This window comes from Myxococcales bacterium, from assembly GCA_016703425.1.
GTDB lineage: Bacteria > Myxococcota_A > Polyangia > Polyangiales > Polyangiaceae > JADJCA01.
In genome coordinates this window covers 191,957-208,638 of record JADJCA010000029.1, presented here as the reverse complement: position 1 = coordinate 208,638, position 16,682 = coordinate 191,957, and the positions used below count along the sequence as shown (strand labels likewise).

Annotated in this window: 13 protein-coding genes; 6 read left to right on the top strand and 7 right to left on the bottom strand. The window is 68.4% G+C overall.

Annotated elements, in window-relative coordinates; all coding sequences use genetic code 11:
- Positions 1–260: 260 nt before the first annotated feature.
- The 4 genes from IPG50_34305 (at position 261) to IPG50_34290 (ending at position 3,983) form a co-directional block, all read left to right on the top strand.
- The gene (locus tag IPG50_34305; protein MBK6697226.1) at positions 261–1,037 is read left to right on the top strand and encodes a DUF1835 domain-containing protein; all 777 of its coding nucleotides are present in this window, start codon (positions 261–263) and stop codon (positions 1,035–1,037) included.
- A gap of 118 nt (positions 1,038–1,155) precedes the next feature.
- Positions 1,156–1,758: a DUF1640 domain-containing protein gene (locus IPG50_34300; protein ID MBK6697225.1), complete on the top strand. Its 603-nt coding sequence runs from the start codon at positions 1,156–1,158 to the stop codon at positions 1,756–1,758.
- Positions 1,759–1,921: 163 nt separating this feature from the next.
- Positions 1,922–3,370: a sigma 54-interacting transcriptional regulator gene (locus IPG50_34295; GenBank protein ID MBK6697224.1), complete on the top strand. Its 1,449-nt coding sequence runs from the start codon at positions 1,922–1,924 to the stop codon at positions 3,368–3,370.
- Positions 3,371–3,647: 277 nt separating this feature from the next.
- Positions 3,648–3,983: a four helix bundle protein gene (locus tag IPG50_34290; GenBank protein MBK6697223.1), complete on the top strand. Its 336-nt coding sequence runs from the start codon at positions 3,648–3,650 to the stop codon at positions 3,981–3,983.
- 517 nt (positions 3,984–4,500) lie between these two features.
- Here the strand turns inward: IPG50_34290 and IPG50_34285 are convergent.
- Complete coding sequence (locus IPG50_34285; protein ID MBK6697222.1) at positions 4,501–5,460, bottom strand: hypothetical protein; 960 nt, start codon at positions 5,458–5,460, stop codon at positions 4,501–4,503.
- Between the two features lie 107 nt (positions 5,461–5,567).
- On the opposite strand from IPG50_34285, the gene IPG50_34280 reads away from it, so the two are divergent.
- A complete protein-coding gene (locus IPG50_34280) occupies positions 5,568–8,573 on the top strand; it encodes a TIGR03960 family B12-binding radical SAM protein (protein MBK6697221.1) in 3,006 nt (1,001 codons plus the stop codon).
- 18 nt (positions 8,574–8,591) lie between these two features.
- Here IPG50_34280 and IPG50_34275 read toward each other — a convergent pair whose 3' ends face one another.
- Both IPG50_34275 and IPG50_34270 read right to left on the bottom strand, forming a co-directional pair.
- Positions 8,592–9,653 (bottom strand): type II/IV secretion system protein, encoded by a 1,062-nt coding sequence (locus IPG50_34275; GenBank protein ID MBK6697220.1) that lies wholly within the window; start codon positions 9,651–9,653, stop codon positions 8,592–8,594.
- A gap of 789 nt (positions 9,654–10,442) precedes the next feature.
- Positions 10,443–11,648 carry a M23 family metallopeptidase gene (locus tag IPG50_34270; protein MBK6697219.1) on the bottom strand — a complete coding sequence of 402 codons (1,206 nt, stop codon included), beginning with the start codon at positions 11,646–11,648 and terminating at the stop codon, positions 10,443–10,445.
- On the opposite strand from IPG50_34270, the gene IPG50_34265 reads away from it, so the two are divergent.
- A complete protein-coding gene (locus IPG50_34265) occupies positions 11,647–13,281 on the top strand; it encodes a glycosyltransferase (GenBank protein ID MBK6697218.1) in 1,635 nt (544 codons plus the stop codon). The genes IPG50_34270 and IPG50_34265 overlap by 2 nt on opposite strands.
- Positions 13,282–13,344: 63 nt before the next feature.
- Here the strand turns inward: IPG50_34265 and dnaK are convergent, their stop codons facing one another.
- The 4 genes from dnaK to IPG50_34245 form a co-directional block, all read right to left on the bottom strand.
- On the bottom strand, positions 13,345–15,213 hold the full coding sequence (gene dnaK / locus IPG50_34260; protein MBK6697217.1) for a molecular chaperone DnaK: 1,869 nt from the start codon (positions 15,211–15,213) through the stop codon (positions 13,345–13,347).
- Between the two features lie 19 nt (positions 15,214–15,232).
- Complete coding sequence (locus tag IPG50_34255; protein MBK6697216.1) at positions 15,233–15,823, bottom strand: nucleotide exchange factor GrpE; 591 nt, start codon at positions 15,821–15,823, stop codon at positions 15,233–15,235.
- Positions 15,824–15,937: 114 nt separating this feature from the next.
- A complete protein-coding gene (locus IPG50_34250; protein MBK6697215.1) occupies positions 15,938–16,129 on the bottom strand; it encodes a hypothetical protein in 192 nt (63 codons plus the stop codon).
- Positions 16,130–16,158: 29 nt separating this feature from the next.
- Positions 16,159–16,656, bottom strand: coding sequence for a hypothetical protein (locus IPG50_34245; protein MBK6697214.1), 498 nt, complete (start codon positions 16,654–16,656; stop codon positions 16,159–16,161).
- Positions 16,657–16,682 lie beyond the last annotated feature (26 nt).

Below are 16,682 nucleotides of genomic sequence, written 5' to 3'. Positions count from 1 at the left end.
GCGAGACACGCGAGAGAGGTAAGGGAGCGCTCTCAAAGAGGCGTTCGCGCACCTTCGGTGCAAGCGACGCAGGGCGGGACTTCACGGATGGATCGAGAACCGGCCGCGCATCGGCGGGCCGGCGTCGCGACTCGCGGCATCGAAGCACACCTTGCGAAATTCGAACAACCCGGCGCGGCCCCTGGACAACGTCCAGCCTCGACTTCTGCCGGCTTGAGCGGTTCACTGCCAGGCAACTGCTGCAACCTCCCCCCTTCTCCATGCCCCTCTCCTTCCTCCACATCGCCGCCTCCACCATGGCCGGCGGGCACGTTCGGAAGGCCCTCGGCGAGCTAGGGCGAGACGACGAGGTCGTGGACTTGCGGGATGGGCTGCAGGTCGGCCCGCTGGCCGACGTCGACCACGGCGCGAAGCAACGCGACGCGTGGTGGCAGATGCTCAGCGCTGGCGTTCCCGCTTGGCAGACGTTCGCAGCGGAGACGTCGCTCGATGACTCGGCGCTATGGGCGAGGCTCCGCGCAGACCCGCGGCCGGTCGTCGTGTGGCACGGCCCGCATCCGGGCGAGCACTTGGTGATGCTCCGCACCTGCTTCCACTTGCGAGCCCATCCAAGGCGCGCGTTCGAGGTTCACCTGGGCGGCGGCGGTCCGCGCCGTGCGCTGCCCTCGTTCTATCGCTCCGTCGCGCTCTCCGGCGGCGAGGTGATGGGAGCCTGGCAACACCGGCGTCGGATCCACGATGTTCATGCGCGCGCGCGGCGCTGGCAACGAATCGTCGCGCATCCCGGCTGCCTACGTGACCTGCGCCAGGGCCGCATCGTCCCTCTCGCGGTCGATGTGCACGATGCGAGCCTCCGCGCGGCCTGCGTCGATTGGACCGGGAGTACGCACGTCCTTGGGCTCGTGCTGGCTGATCTGCCCGTTGGCGATCTCTTTCTCATCTGGCGAGTCCGCCGACTGCTCGAGGCCGGCCTCCTCGCGGGGCGGGGCACGAACGAGAAGCTCGGCTTGCCCGGAGAGCTTCGCTCGGGGGGATAGGACTGGCGCCACCCGGCCGCGGGACGTCCGCTTCTGTCCGTGGCCACCCGTCGCATGTGGAAAACATCGAGCGACCGGTGGATTGCCGCCTGGCCTGGCGCGTGCAACCAAGGCGGGGATGTCGAAGGCATCCCCCGAAACCTCATTCGCAACGAAGGCCGACGTCCACGCGCTGCGCGACGACGTTCACACGCTTCGCGACGACGTCCACGCGGTGCGCGGCGATGTCGACACGCTTCGCGCCGACGTCCATACGCTGCGCGTTGAAATGAATGGCATACGCGACGACCTGCGTACCGAAATGCATGGCATGCGCGACGACCTGCGCACTGAAATGCACGGCATGCGCGACGAGCTGCGCTCCGAAATGCATGGCATACGCGACACGCTGCTCGACACCATGCATGGCCTCGGGGCGCAGCTCGAGAGCATGCGCCCCATTTTCCGCGCAACGGGCGAGCGCGAGTCGACCATCGAGGACAGCCTCAAGCGACAGATCGCAGAAGGCGAGCAGAAGGCGGACGACCGGCTCAAAGACGTCGAAGCCGTTACGAGGAGGCACTCGGGCGCCCTCGGCCAACACGGCAGCGCACTGGCCAGCCTTCGCGCCGAACTCGAGGGGCTCCGCGCGGCGTACCACGTCCCCAATTCCCCGGAAGTGGCCGCCTTCGAGGCGCGCCTCGCGAAGCTCGAAGAGGCCGTCGGCATCGCGCGCCCTTGACCGGTAGGCAGCGTGCGCAGGGGCCATGGCCCCACCGACCGACCGCGGTGGATCGTCTCTTCCAGCTCACAACCCCGCGGCCTGTGGAGAGCCACCGTCGATCACGCCCCTTCTCCCCTCCCCCACCTCGCTTTACCCTCGCTCTCGGCGCCCCTCTCCGCGCGTGCCGTTCCTGGGCGACACCTCGAACGAGACCGCGGACGACGCGCCGCACATTCGCGAGGCGCCGCGGGCGGTGCCGGGGCTCCTGCTCGTGTGGTCCGTGGACGCGCCGCAGCTTCGCGCTTGCCCGCTCACCAGCGCCACCGCGGCCTACGAGATCGGTCGGTCGTCCGAGGCGCTCATCGAGTTTCCCAACGACCCGGCGATGTCGCGCCTCCACTGCGACGTGCAAGTCGAGGGCGACGCGCTCATCATTCGCGATCGCGGCGGGCGCAATGGCACGTACCTCAACGGCGCGCCCATTCACGGCACCGTGCGCACGCCCCTCGCGGAGCGCGGCGTCTTGCGCGCCGGGAGCTGCCTCTTTCTCATCGAGCCCGATCTGCATCGCGTCGGCTGGCAGTCGGGTCCCTTTCAGCCAAACCTCCGCTCGACGCTCCTCGAAGACGGCATCGTCATCGGTCCCGCCATGGCGCGCATTCGCGCCGAGGTCGCCGATGCCGCGCGGCGCGGCTTCACGCTCTTCGTGCAAGCCGAGACGGGCGCGGGCAAAGAGATCATCGCCTCGCACTACGCCGCCGAGAGCGGGCGCCCGCACATCAAGCGCCGCAACTGCGCCAACTTCCAAAAGGACCTCGCCGAGGCCGAGCTCTTCGGCGCCGTCCGCGGCGCGTACACGGGCGCGCACCGCGATCGCGCCGGCGCCTTCGAGGAAGCGCACCGCGGCGTGCTCTTCTTAGACGAGCTCGCCGAGCTGCCGCTCGAGGTGCAACCGAAGCTCCTGCGCGTCCTCGAAGAGCGCACCATCCGGCCCGTCGGCGGCGACGAGAAGCCCATCGACGTGGCCCTCGTTTGCGCCACGCACACCGATCTCGAGAAGGCCGTGGAGGCAGGGCGCTTCCGCGCCGATCTTTGGTACCGCCTCGCCCAGCACCCGGTGACGTTGCCGCCGCTCCGCGAGCGCCGCGAAGAGATTCCCTACCTGGTGCACCTGTTCTTGGAAGAGTTCGAGGGCGTGCCGCCCGTGTCCGTCCGCTTCATGGAGGCGTGCCTGCGCGGCCCGTGGCGCGGCAACGTGCGCGAGCTGAAGAGCGCCGTCGTGCAAGACGCGACGGCGAACGTGCGCGAGGGGTCGCCCTCGCTCGAGCCCACGGCCGCGCTCCATAGGCGCATCGGCGAGCCCACCGCGGAGCCCGCGTCAGCGCCGCCAGTGGGAGCTGCGGTACCGGAGCGCGGTGCGCCATCGGGGACGCCCGCGGGTACGCCATCGGGCCCGCCCCCGCCGCGGCTCGCGCGTTCGTCGAAGCTCGAAGAGCGCCGCCGCGCGCTAAAGAGCGCGATGCTGACGTGCGACAACAACATCGCCGCCGCCGCGCGGGCGATCGGGATCCCCCTGTCGAGCGCATACCGGCTCAGCGCGGACGCTGAGGAAGAGGGAGAGGGAGCGTAGTCGCCGCGGCCTCAGCCTCGACCTCGACCTCGACCTCGACCTCGACCTCGACCTCGACCTCGACCTCGACCTCGACCTCCGACCTCCGACCTCGACCTTGCCGACCTGCGCACTCGCGATGACGACTCACTCGCAAGCGCGTGCCGCCTAAGGGCGGCACTTTGCGCTTGCAGAGGAAGGAGCTTCTTCGCCCAACAAGGCAACGCTTCGAAGGGACTCGCTCCGTCATGTTCGGTCACCTCCCGGCCTGCGGCCGGGATTTGAGAGGTGACCGAACATGACGGATCAATTCCCATTTCAGAAACTTGATGCCTATGCGGTCGCGAAGGCGATGGCGATGGCTGTGCATAGTGCGAAGATTTCGCATCGCGAGCTGAGGGATCAGGCCGAGCGCGCGAGCGTGAGCACCTTCCTTCAGCTCAGCGAAGGCTTGCCCAACGACGCGCCAGGCATGCGCCGGCGCTACTTCACGATCGCTCGCAACAGCCCCTGCGAGGTGGTGGCGGCCATCGACTTGGCTCTCGCGTTGGGAGCCATCGCGGAAAGCCGCGCGAACGAAGTCCTCGCGGCGGCGCATCGCCTGCGAGGGATGCTCATCGCGCTCGCGAGGTAGGGGGCTTGGTCGCGATCACGGTCCTGGTCCTGGTCCTGGTCGTGGTCGTGGTCGTGGTCGCGGTCGCGGTCCTGGTCCATTCCCCAAAACGACCAGCACCAGCAAGTCCACGCGACGCCGTAGGCGATGAGTTTGTGGTGAGAGGCTCCGAGCGCGGGCGCGCGAGGCGCGACCGGAGGCCGACTACGTCGGCCGTCGCGTAGGAGCAGCACGTGCGAGATCACCTACCAGGTTCGAAAGGATGCCCCCGTGCTGAAGCCCCGAGAGTTGGTTGGTCATGCCTTCCCCCAGCGCAGACCGCGTGACAGCGCCACGCTCTTCCGCGCGTCACCGAGAAGGCGCTGGCGCGCGGTGTGCGCGTCTAGGCAGGACCAACCAACTCTCGGGGCGATCGCGCAAGCAGCAGCCCGTTGTTGCGGTGCCTGCACACTACACGCTCGACCGCGACCGCGACCGCGACCTCGACCTCGACCTCGACCTCGACCTCGACCTCGACCTCGACCTCGACCTCGACCTCTCAGAAGTGAAACCCCAAGCGCCCCGCTACGACGCCGCCGAAGCCGATCGACGAGCCGGCGTTTTGGTAGAGCGGGTTCGCTTTGATGGCCGCTTGCTGCTGTGCCGTGAGGCCCGTGGGTAGCGGAGGCAACGGGCGCGTGAGAAACAGGAAGTCGCCGCTGCCTTCCACGCCGAGCGTCACGGCGTTGGTGACGAAGTAGTCGAGCCCTAGGCCCGCTCCCACGTTGAAGCCGTTGACCTCGACCTTGGCGCTGCCCGTCGCGTTGCCGACGGCCTGATCAAACGAACCGACCGAGTCGTAGCCGCCGCGAATGGCGAGGTACGGATCGACGCGACCAAACTTGAAGTGGAGGCCGACGTCGCCCATGACTTGCCACATGCTCATGGCGAAGTGATGACGCGCGCGCAGGCCGAGCGTGAGAAACACGAGGCGAATGCCCGCACCCGCGCCCGCCATGAGGCCCGACTTCTCCGAGTCGACGACGGCGAGGTTCGTCTCGCTGAAGCTCTTCATGTTGATGTACGAGAACCCCAAGTCGGGCACGAGCCACACCCACTTGAGGCCGGGCCCCTCGTCTTCCTCGGGCGGCGTCGTCGTCTTGCTCTTGTCCTTCGCGTCGTCGTCCGCCTTTGGAGCGCCCGGTCCCGAGACGATGCGCTCGTCAACGACACGCTCCTCCACGACGCGCTCCTCCGTGGTGGGAGGCGTGGCGGGAGTCGTCGAGCCCGAAGGCGTCGGCGAAGTCGTGGGCGGAGTGGCCGACGGTGCGGCCGGCGGAACAGCAGCGGGCGGCGGAGCTGGAGTCGGTGGAGGAGCGGCGGGGGCGGGAGGCGTCTCGGGTTGCGGCGGCGGGGGCGCCGGCGCGGTGGGCGGCGCCGCCTCTTGGGCGGGTGCCGACAAGGCGAGGCTCATGAGGGCGGCGAGAACACCAAGCGCGGGGCCAAACGATCGCGACATCGTGGGGCATCGTAGCGGCATTTGTGGGCCCCATGGAAACGCTGCCGCCGCTTCACGCGGGCCCAATCTGTGCCATAAGACACGACCCCGTTTGGCGGCGCCCCCTTATGAAAAGCGAAACAGCCCATCCGTACGCGTCCTTCGTGCACAAGGTGCAAAAGCCTGCCCGCTACATGGGCGGCGAGTTTGGTGAGCGCGCCAAGGAATGGAGCGCGGTCAAGGCGCGCGTCTGCCTCGCCTTCCCCGACGTCTACGACATCGGCATGAGCCACCTGGGATTCAAGATCCTCTACAAGATCTTGAACGACCACCCGGACACGTTGGCCGAGCGCGCCTACGCACCGTGGGTCGACATGGAGCACGAGCTCCGCGAACGAAAGCTTCCGCTCGTGGCCCTCGAGAGCGCGCGCCCGCTCCGCGACTTCGACGTCGTGGGCTTCTCGCTCCAGTTTGAGCTCACGTACACGAACATCCTCACGATGCTCGATCTCGGCGGCATCCCGCTCCGCTCCGAAGATCGCGGCGAAGCCGATCCGCTCGTCATCGCCGGCGGCCCCGTGGCGACGCATCCGGAGCCCATCAGCGACTTCATCGACGCCGTGCTCATCGGCGACGGCGAAGAGCGCCCGACCGAGGTCGCGCTGCTATGGACCGAGCTCCGCAACGCCGGCGTGCCGCGCGCCGAGCGACTCGTTCGCATCGCAATGCTCGAGGGCGTCTACGTCCCGAGCCTCTACAACGTCACCATCGAAGCCGACACCGGCTTCGCGGTCGTCGCCGCGCCGAAGCACGAGGGACTCCCCCGCGTCATCCGCCGAAACTACGTCCCCGACCTCAACAAGTACCCCTTCCCCGACGACAGCCCCGTCGGCGGCCCGGAAGCCATCTTCGATCGCATGTCGATCGAGATCGCACGCGGTTGCACCGAAGGATGCCGCTTCTGCCAAGCGGGGATGATCTATCGGCCCGTCCGCGAGCGTGATCCGGAAGACATCGTCGAGACGGTGACGAGGGCCATCCAGAAGTCCGGCTACGACGAGGTGAGCCTCACGTCGCTCTCGACGGCCGACTACTCGTGCATCGCGCCGCTCATCGAGAAGGTCAGCGCGCGCCTCGCCAAGGAGCGCGTCTCGCTCGGCGTCTCGTCGCTCCGCGCCTATGGCCTCTCCGAGAACGTCTTGGACGACATCCAGACGGTGCGCGCCAGCGGCATCACCTTCGCGCCAGAGGCCGGCAGCCAGCGCATGCGCGACGTCGTGAACAAGAACGTCACGGAAGAGCAGCTCATGACGACGGCCGAGCGGGTCTTCTCCCGCGGCTGGAACGCCATGAAGCTCTACTTCATGATCGGCTTGCCCACGGAGGAAGAGGCCGACGTCCGCGAGATCGTCCGCGTCGGCGCCCGCGCCTTCGAGGTCGGAAAGCGCATCAAGAAAGAGAAGCGCGCCGGCGGCGCCCCCACGGTGACGGTCAGCGTCTCGACGCACGTGCCCAAGCCGCACACGCCGTTCCAGTGGTGCGCCATGGACGCGCCCGATCAGGTCGAACAGAAGCAATTCTGGCTTCGCGAGGAGGCTCGCAAGAGCAAGATCAAGCTCCGCACCCACGACTCGGTCGGCTCGTGGCTCGAGGGTGTCTTCGCCCGCGGCGATCGCCGCCTCGGCCGGGTCATCGAGCGCGCGTACAAGGCGGGCGCTCGCTTCGACTCGTGGGACGAGCACATGAAGATCGAGCTATGGCAAGACGCCATGGTCGCCGAAGGGCTCGAGCCGAAGACGTTCCTCGGCACCATCCCCGTGACGGCGCGGCTTCCCTGGGACCACATCGACGTGGGCCTCGAAGACGGCTTTTTGGTCCGCGAGTACAAGAAGGCTCTGAAGAGCCGCCTCTCACCGCCCTGCGGCAAGGTCGCGGGTCAGTTCGTTCACGCGACGAACCTCAAGGACGCGAACGCCGACGCTCGCAAGCTCGTTTGCTACGACTGCGGCGTCGCCTGCGACCTCGGCGCCATGCGCGACGAGCGCCTCGTCTACCTCCGCAAGCTCGGCGCTGAAGAGCCGCGGCAGCGGGCGTTGCCGGTCGAGGCTGCGGAGGCCGCGCCGACCGACGCGCCGCCGGCCGAGATCACTGCGGCCGCCGACGAAACCGCGGAGGCGCCGCGCGAGGCCATCACCGAGGTGCGGCCGGCACCGAAACGCCCTCGCGAAGCGCCGCCCGCGTCTTTCGTGCAAGGCGAGCCGCGCCGCTACCGCTTCGTCTACACGAAGCGTGGGCCCGCGGCGTTGCTCTCCCACTTGGATCTCATCCGCGCGCTGCCGCGAGCGTTTCGACGCGTCGACGTGCCGCTCTTCTACACGATTGGGTTCCACCCGAAGCCCGACATGACCTTCGGCCCGGCGCTCACGCTTGGCACCGCGAGCCTCGCGGAAATCGTCGACGTGAAGATCACGGCCGACATCGACGCCCCCGCGATGCTGGCGTCGCTCACGGCCGGCTCGCCGCGCGGTCTCGAGTTCTTGGCTGCGACGGTCCTTGGCCCTCGCGATCCGGCCGTCACCAAGCTGATCGACGGCGCGCGCTACGTGCTCGCCTTCGCCAACAAAGACCTCGCGCCGCTCGGCGGTCGCGCATGGCTCGAAGAGCGCGTCGCCGCGTTCCTCGCCGCGCCCGAGCTCCGCCACAAGCGCGTCATCGACGGCATCGGCAAATGGGTCGACGTGCGGTCTTTCGTCCGCGCCATGAAGCTGGGCGGCGACGATGCCCTCGCGCCGGCGGGCCTGCACGGGGACTTCACCTCGATCACCATCGACGTCGACATTCGCCCCAACGGGGCGGTGCGGCTCGAAGAGATCGTCAAGACGCTCGCCGGCGAGAGCGGCGACCAGGTCGGAGGGGGCACGACCCCCGAGCCCTTCGGGCTTCGCGTGGGCCTCGGCGCCTGGAGCGGCGACGCCCTTGTCTCGCCCATGAACCTCGACATGGCGAGGGAACTCCACCGCGCGCGCGCGGAGCTCGCGGCAGCGCTCGCAGCCCCTCCCGTCGCCCTGCTCGCCACGGCGCCGGTAGACACGGTCCCCTCGCCGCCGCCGGTGCTCGAGGTCTCCGCCGAGTAGGCCGCGTCCCTTCGAACGCTACGTCGTGACGCGCATGACCTCGTCGACCGTGGTCACGCCGGCCTCGACCTTCAAGAACCCGGCACGCCGGAGCGAAACGACGCGGCGAATTCGCATCGCTTGACGAAACTCGAGGATCGACGCCTTGTGCTTCACGAGGTCGCGGAGCTCGTCGTCGACCTCGAGGACCTCGAAGATGCCCGTTCGCCCGCGGTAGCCGGTGTTGTGGCAGGCGCCACACCCGCGCGGCCTCACGATGCGCGCGCCAGCGGGGAAGAGCACCTCTTCGTCGTCCCAGACGTCGGCCGTGAGCTCGCCGTGCTCGATGCAGTGCTGACAAACCACGCGCACGAGGCGCTGCGCGACGATGACGGTGAGCGCGTTGGCGATGATCCAAGGCTCGACGCCGAGGTCGACGAGGCGAACGATGGTCGCGACGGTGTCGGAGGTGTGCAGCGTCGAGAGGACCATGTGCCCCGTGAGCGCCGCTTGCAGCGCGATGGCTGCCGTCTCCGTGTCGCGGACCTCGCCGACGAGGATGACGTCGGGATCTTGGCGCAAGAGCGCGCGGAGGCCGCCGGCGAAGGTGAAGCCAGCGCGCGGCTGAATCTGCCCCTGCGTCACGTGGGGCAAGTCGACCTCAACGGGATCCTCGAGCGTGACAACGTTCTTCTTGAGGACATCGACGAGCCGCAGGAGCGAATAGAGCGTCGACGTCTTGCCGGCGCCCGTGGGCCCGCACGTCACGAGGAAGCCTTGCGGCCGCGTGATGATCTCCTTCAGCCGAACCTGCATCTCCGGCGGGACCCCGAGCCCTTCGAACTCGAGCGCTCCCTGATGCGAGAAGAGGCGGAGCACGACCTTCTCGCCGTGGCTGCTGGGAAAGGTCGACGCGCGCATGTTGATGCCCTGCGGCAAGCCGACGTCGAGCAAGAGCTGACCGTCCTGCGGGATGCGCTTCTCCGAGATGTCCATGCGTGCGAGGACCTTCACGCGGGACACGAGCTGAAGAACCGACTCGGCGCCCTGCACCGCCGGTTGCTCCACCATCGTGCCGTCGATGCGAAAGCGAACACGCATGAGCTCGTGTTTCGGCTCGAGGTGGGCCCCTCCCTCCCCCGCCGCCCCCCCCCCCCCCCATCTCGTTAAGCAGCGTGACGATATCGGCCGGCGCCGGTGGCTCTTTCACGGGCATCTGGGAGAACGGGTTTCGCATGCCGGGCCATGCTCGCAGAGGTGGGCACCTTTGCGAAGAGACCCGAGGGTCACCGGGTCACGGGCACTCAGGGAATGCGCTTCCACACGTAATTCCACGTGAGACCGCTCGCGTCGGTGAAGGCCGTGAGGAGCGTGATGCCGGCCCGTGAAGGTCCAGGGCACGGCGTCTTCTCCGCCGCAATCCACCGTCATCGTGAGGCTCGGCCCTGACGCCTCGATGGTCCCCCCATAGTTGAGCGCGCCGCCGCTCTTCGCCCTGATATCGGCGTCGCCGCACGCTCGCCTTGTAGTGGCCAGCACCCAAGGTGCCGCCCTTTGCGTCGAGCGGAGCTCCCCCGGGGTTGACCGTGACCTGGACGGCCGCCGACGTCACCGCCTGGTCGCAGGCCAGCAACGTCGCCGTGCCCGCATCGCCCTTGGTCGCTGCGTCCGCGCCGGTCGACGTCTGGCCGGACCGCCCCTGCCTCGTGGCGCTGTCGCTGTCGCCCGCGTCCGAAGACGACACCCCTCCGCCGCTACCCGAGCAGGCGACCGGGGCGGTCACAAGAAGCGCAACGAGCCCGACGCCAGCGACGAGACGCATCATGGCGCGGGCTTAGCCGACGCCCGCGGCGCGCGCCAAAGGGACGGCGCTATTGACCCGATTGCAACTTACAAAGGTCGATCGAGGCCCTGGACCGAACTCGACGGAGGACGCGAGCGCTCCATGAGCAGACAGGGCCGCAAGACCGCGGACAACCTCCTCACTGGCGCTGCGCGGTCCCCGCGCACCAGCACGCCCTCGCCGAGGTTGAGCGCGACGGGCGTGCCATGGGCGACGATGCGTGCCGGCTGCGACTCGCGGCCGCGAAGGGCGTAGATGCGGAGCTTGGCCTCGCCGGCGCGCCCGCTGGCGCCGACGCGCGCGACGAGCTCGCCGACGCGCACGCTGGAGTTATGGGGCGCCTTGATCGATGCGCGCCGGAGGTGCGTCATGACGATCGTCGCCTCCGTGCAGCCGATGGCGACGAAGTTGCCGAGCGGCTGGGCGCCGTCGGACTGCGTCGGCGGCAAGTCGGGTCGGTCGTCTTCGGAGGCGAGCACGGTGCCGTCACACGGCGCGTAGATCGGCTCGTCGAAGGCGTTGAAGTCCTCGGGCGCGGTCGGCCAAAGCGTCCTGCTGCGAAACCCGAGCGCGTCGAGCTTCACGAGATCGATGGCGAGGCGCTGCGCCGCGCCGTCGACGTCCACACCGAAAGAGCCGGCACCACCGGCGGCTACGAGGAAGGTTCCCTCTTTGAAGGGAAACGTCACGTTGAATGGCGCCGCCTCCGTGTCGCGGGCTCCACTCGCGAGCGAAGCTCCGGCGATCGCGAACACGACGCCGCCCGCGGCGCGCCCCGCCGAGACGCCGAGATCGCGAGCGTCTACGTAGAGCGGCGCGTCGGTCGCGCGCATCAGCGAGACTACCAACCCAATCAGCGCCCCCATCGCGAAGGCATGCGGCGCGTAGACGCCGAAGCGCACGAGGAAGCCGAGATTGGCGACGGCGACGGCGAAGCCTACGAGGAGCACGGCTCGTGAGACCGTCTCGGCCCGCGACGCACGCCGGAACGACCAAAGGAAGGTCAGCCCGAGCGGCACGACGTAGTAGACGAGCACGAGAGCCACGACGCCCATGCAGGCGAGCATCGACCGGCGGACGCCCGGGGCCAAGTCTTGCGCGAGGGCGGCCGGGACTGTGGTGTAAACGCGCGTTCCGCCAGTCGGTCCGAGGCGCTCATGAGCCAGCTGATTCCGAGACGTTGCGCGAACGTCACCCTCGATGGGCATGCGGCATGGGGCTCGCACGTTGGCCCCCGTGAGGCGAGTTGGCATGGCGCAGGCAGCGGACGGTGCGACGTTTCGGCGCGGGAGCCTGGTGGGAGCGCTCGCCACGCTCGTCGACATTGGCGCGCTGTCGCTCTTCGTTTGGCTCGGCGTGGCGGCGCGGTCGGCGAGCATTCCCGCGCTCGTCCTCGGCGTCGTCGTTCAGTTCTTCGGCTCCAAGCTCTTCACCTTCCGCGAGACGCGCGACCGCGAGACGGGGTACCGCGAGAGCAATGCCTCGCGCTGGCGCAGAAGCCGCGCTCTTCGTCGTCGTCGAGCTCGGCGCCCTCGTGCTGAACGCCTTCGTCTTCGATGTCGCGGTTCGCGTCGCCGCGCCCGGAGCGGCCGCGCTTCCGCTCCTTCGCCTCGTCACCACGAGCGCGGTGTACTTCGGCTTCTCGCTCCCGCTTTGGTCGCTCGTGTTTCGACGCCGCCCGAGGGGCGAGACGCCTTGAGCTCTCCCATCCACGCTCTTGCCTACGGCGTCGCTGCCCTGGTGGTGGCCGTCACTTCGCTCTGGGTTCCGCTCGGCCTCTTGGCCACCGCCGTCGTTCGTTCGCGGCGGGCCAAGCACCGCGCCCTGGGACGCGCCGGGGCGCCGTTGCCCGTCACGTTGCTCAAGCCGCTGGCCGGCGCCGACGGCGATCTCGAGAAGAACCTCGAATCGATGTTCCTGCAGGACCACGAGCGCTTCGAGATCGTCTTCGGCACCACGCGAAGCGACGATCCGGCGCTCGCCATCGTCCAGCGCCTCGCGGCGCGGCACCGCCACGTCCCCGTCAAGATCATCGTCCACAAGGGCACGGGCCGCATGAACCCGAAGGTCGACAACTTGCTTGGCATGGTCGGTCACGCGGCCTACGACGTCGTGCTCATCTCCGACAGCAACGTGCGCGCCCCGCCGCACTACCTTCGCGAAGCGGCGGACCTCATGACCGATGGCGGCACGCTCGCGCCCCGCGGCCTCGTCACGCACCTCTTCGCCGGCGTCGGCGAAGACGGCCTCGGCTCCGCGCTCGAGAACGTGCAACTTGCAGGCTTCTGTGCCGCCGGCACGGCGCTGCCAACGCTCCTCGGCGACGCGCTCGTCGTCGGCAAGTCGATGATGTTCTCGCGAAGCGAGCTCGATGCCCTCGGCGGCCTAGGCCGCGTCGCCGACGTGCTGGCCGAAGACTGGCTCCTCGGAAAGACCTACGAGCACGCCGGCTCGCCCATCCGCCTCGCCCCGACGGTGCTCGAGAACGTGACGACGGGAACGACCGTGGCCGGCTTCTTCGAGCGCCAACTGCGCTGGGCCATGTTGCGTTCGCGCTTGCGCCCCCTCGTGCGCGCCCTCGAGCTCCTGACGAGCCCCCTCGCCGTGATGCCGCTGGCGATGGCGCTCTTCGGCGTCACCTCGGGCCTCCTCTGGGCGGCGGGGCTCCTGGCGCTCCGCGACACCGGCGGCTGGATCGCGCTCCGAGGCCTCCGGCGCGCGTACATTCCGCTCGTGCTCTCGCCGCTCCGCGAGCTGTGCATGCTCGTCGTCTGGGCGCGCGCACCGTTCAAGCGCCACCTCGTGTGGCGAGGCAACCGCGTCCGCGTCGGCGCAGGCACCTACGCGTTTCGCGCACGCCCGCGGCGAGGTCGGTCTCCTGCCTAGCCTGACGAGCTAGCCTGACGAGCTAGCCCGACGAGCTAGCCTGACGAGCTAGCCCGAATCGCGCTACGCCGGCTCGGTGCCGCCACCTTCGCCGCCCGCCCCGGCGTCGAGATCGCCATACATCGACTCGGCGATGGAGAAGGTCATGGCCTCGAGCTTTTGGTACGCCTCACGGAGGGCCGTGAGGTTGTTCCCCGCCAAGAGCTCGCGAAGGTCGATGGCTTGTTGCTTGGTCTCCTCGAGCACGGTCGCCTCGACGAGGTCTGCGTAGCCTTCGAGGGCGGCGTCGGTCGTGTAAAGGAGCGTCTCGGCCTGATTGCGGAGCTCCGCCAACGCTTTTCGCTGCTCGTCGCCAGCCTTGAAGGTCTCCGACTCGGCGATGAGCCGGTCGACCTCTTCCTGCGTGAGGCCACTCGTCGGTGTGACGCGAACCTTCTGCGAGCGGCCGGTGCCAAGATCTTTCGCGTCGACGTTCACCACTCCGTCGGCATCCAAGTGGAAGGTCACTTGGATCTTCGGGACGCCGCGCGGAGCCGGCGGAATGCCCGTGAGCTCAAAGTTGGCGAGGCTGCGGTTGTCGGCGGCCATGGGGCGCTCGCCCTGCAGGACGTGCACCGGCACGAAGGCCTGGTTGTCGACGCTCGTGGTGAAGATCTCGCTCTTCTCGGTGGGGATCGTGGTGTTGCGCGGAATGAGCGGCGTGAAGACACCGCCGCCCGTCTCGACCCCCAAGGACAGCGGCGTCACGTCAAGCAGGAGCACCTCGACGGCGTCGTTGCCCGTGAGCGCTGCGCCCTGAAGCGCCGCACCGGCGGCGACGACCTCGTCGGGGTTGACGCCGCGTTGGGCTTCTTTGCCGAAGAACTGCTTCACCGCCTCCTGGACGGCGGGCATACGCGTCATGCCGCCCACGAGGACGACGTTGTCGATGTTGTCGATGGTGAGCTTGGCGTCCTCGAGGGCCTGCTTGCACGGCGCGAGGGACCGCTCGACAAGCTCACCGGTCAAGAGCTCCAGCTCGGAGCGCGTCATCGTCCGAATGAGATGGAGCGGTTCGCCCGACGAGCTCACGGCCACGAAGGGCAGGTTGATCTCTGTCTCGAGCGACGACGACAGCTCGTGTTTCGCCTTCTCGGCCGCCTCTTTGAGGCGCTGGAGCGACATCTTCTCTTTGCGAAGATCGATGCTGCTCTCTTTCTGGAACGCATCGGCGAGCGCGTCGATGATGCGAAGATCGAAGTCTTCGCCGCCGAGGTAGGTGTCGCCGTTGGTGGCCTTGACGTTGAAGACGCCCTGGCGAATCTCGAGGATCGAGATGTCGAAGGTGCCGCCGCCCAAGTCGTAGACGGCGATGCGCTCGGTCTCTTTCTTCTCGAGGCCATAGGCGAGCGCGGCGGCCGTCGGCTCGTTGATGATGCGCTTCACCTCGAGGCCGGCGATGCGTCCGGCGTCTTTGGTGGCCTGGCGCGCGGCGTCGTCGAAATACGCGGGGACCGTGACGACGGCCTCGGTGACGTCTTCGCCGAGGAACGACTCGGCGATCTCCTTCATCTTGGCGAGCACCATGGCGCTCACCTCGGGCGGCGACATGGCGCGGCCGCCGACCTCAACCCAGGCGTCACCGTTGGGCGCTTGGACCACTTTGTAGGGGACCAGGCTGCGTTGCCGTTCGACCTCGTCGGACGCGTATTTGCGGCCCATGAGGCGCTTCACGGCGTAGACGGTGTTCTGTGCGTTGGTGACGGCTTGACGCTTCGCCGACTGCCCCACCAAGCGATCGCCGCCCGTGGTGAACGCGACGATCGACGGCGTGGTGCGCGCGCCCTCGGCGTTGGGGATGATGCGCACGTCGATCTTCCCGGTGGCCGAGGTCTCGATGACCGCCACGCAAGAGTTCGTCGTACCTAGGTCGATTCCGATGACCTTGCCCAAGCTCTAGTCTCCAACGTTCCTAAGGAGCCGTCCCTAGCGGGGCGTTCAGTTCGTGCCGTCGGCCGTGGAGGTGCTCTTCGGGCTTCGCCACCACCACCATGGCCGCGCGCACGAGGCGCTCGTCTTGTTTGTATCCCGCCTGCACCTCCGCCACGACGGTCCCGGCCGGGTGTTCGTCGGTCTCGACCTGCTGAATGGCTTCGTGCTGCGTCGGATCGAAGGCCACGCCGATGGTCGCTACGCGGGCGATGCCGACGCGAGACAAGGTGCCTTCGAACTGCTTCAAGATCATCGCGAGGCCATCGGAGACGGCCTTCACGTCGGTGGCCCGCTGGGCGCTCTGCACGCCGCGCTCGAGGTTGTCGAAGACCGGAAGGAGCTCCTTCAAGAGATCTTCCCGCCCGCCGCGCCTCGCGTCGTCGACCTCCTTGCGGGCGCGCTTGCGGAAGTTGTCGAAGTCGGCCGCGCTTCGCATCCACATCTCTTTCATGCGCGCCGCCTCGGCTTTCGCCTCGGCCAAGGGATCCGCGGCGTGTTGGCCTTCTTGGGGCGTAGCCTCGCCTTGCGTCTCCTCCGCGGGCCCGGTCTTCTCTTCGTTCTCCGTCGCCAAAACGCACTCCCTTTCGACTGCACACGCGCCGCCGTGGCCCGGCGGGCGGGGACATCATCGCACGATTTTCGGGGCGGGTGATCTACCTGCCATCTACCTGGCGGGGCGCCTACCCTACCCCGACTCGAGCGGGCTCGGCGGAAACCCCAAGTGGTCGTCTGCGTGGGGGACCGAGAGGTACAGCCCGCGCGCGTAGAGGCGCTTCCGGTCCGCTGGAGAGAGGTCACCGCTGCGGCCCGCCGTGGCGGCCGAGAGGAGAATGGCCGCCGTGACGCTCACGTTGAGACTCTCGACGAAGCCGCGCATCGGGACCCGCACGGACCGGGCGCAGGCGCTCATGAGCTCCGGGCCAGGCCATCGCGTTCGTTGCCGAGAATCAGAGCGAGGCGCGGAATCCCAGCGAGATCCGTGGGTATGAGCGTGCCGTCAGGGTGGGCCGCCACGAGCTCGCAAGCGGCGCCGCGCAGGGCGGCGACGCCCTCCTCGATGGTGCCATGCGTGTGCACGTCGATCCACTTTTCGGCGCTCTTCGAGACGGACGCCGCCGAGAGGAACCGCTCCTTTTGTTCCATCACGTGGAGGCGCTGCACGCCGAACGCCTCGCAGGAGCGAATGACCGCGGCCCCGTTGTGCGGATCGTGGGGCGACTCGAAGCCCACTCGCACGCTGTCCAAGCGCCGCCCAATGACCGTCAAAAGACGCTCTCGCCGCCGCTCGTTGACGAAGGGCTCAAGCCGGTCGATGACCCCCTGGGGGTCCTCCGCCTCCAACCGCACAATCCGCGCGGAAAGCAGCTCGTCTCGGTACTTGACCCCTAGTGAGCGGCGACGCATCGAAAAACCCCTAGAAAATAGGCACC

Excerpts from the sequence above, each read along its gene's own strand:
- IPG50_34265 (MBK6697218.1), top strand. The coding sequence starts at position 11,647 with ATGGCGCAGGCAGCGGACGGTGCGACGTTTCGGCGCGGGAGCCTGGTG.
- IPG50_34245 (MBK6697214.1), bottom strand. The coding sequence starts at position 16,656 with ATGCGTCGCCGCTCACTAGGGGTCAAGTACCGAGACGAGCTGCTTTCC.
- IPG50_34290 (MBK6697223.1), top strand. The coding sequence starts at position 3,648 with ATGACGGATCAATTCCCATTTCAGAAACTTGATGCCTATGCGGTCGCG.
- IPG50_34250 (MBK6697215.1), bottom strand. The coding sequence starts at position 16,129 with ATGCGCGGCTTCGTCGAGAGTCTCAACGTGAGCGTCACGGCGGCCATT.
- IPG50_34275 (MBK6697220.1), bottom strand. The coding sequence starts at position 9,653 with ATGCGTGTTCGCTTTCGCATCGACGGCACGATGGTGGAGCAACCGGCG.
- IPG50_34280 (MBK6697221.1), top strand. The coding sequence starts at position 5,568 with ATGAAAAGCGAAACAGCCCATCCGTACGCGTCCTTCGTGCACAAGGTG.
- IPG50_34285 (MBK6697222.1), bottom strand. The coding sequence starts at position 5,460 with ATGTCGCGATCGTTTGGCCCCGCGCTTGGTGTTCTCGCCGCCCTCATG.
- IPG50_34300 (MBK6697225.1), top strand. The coding sequence starts at position 1,156 with ATGTCGAAGGCATCCCCCGAAACCTCATTCGCAACGAAGGCCGACGTC.
- IPG50_34270 (MBK6697219.1), bottom strand. The coding sequence starts at position 11,648 with ATGCCAACTCGCCTCACGGGGGCCAACGTGCGAGCCCCATGCCGCATG.
- IPG50_34305 (MBK6697226.1), top strand. The coding sequence starts at position 261 with ATGCCCCTCTCCTTCCTCCACATCGCCGCCTCCACCATGGCCGGCGGG.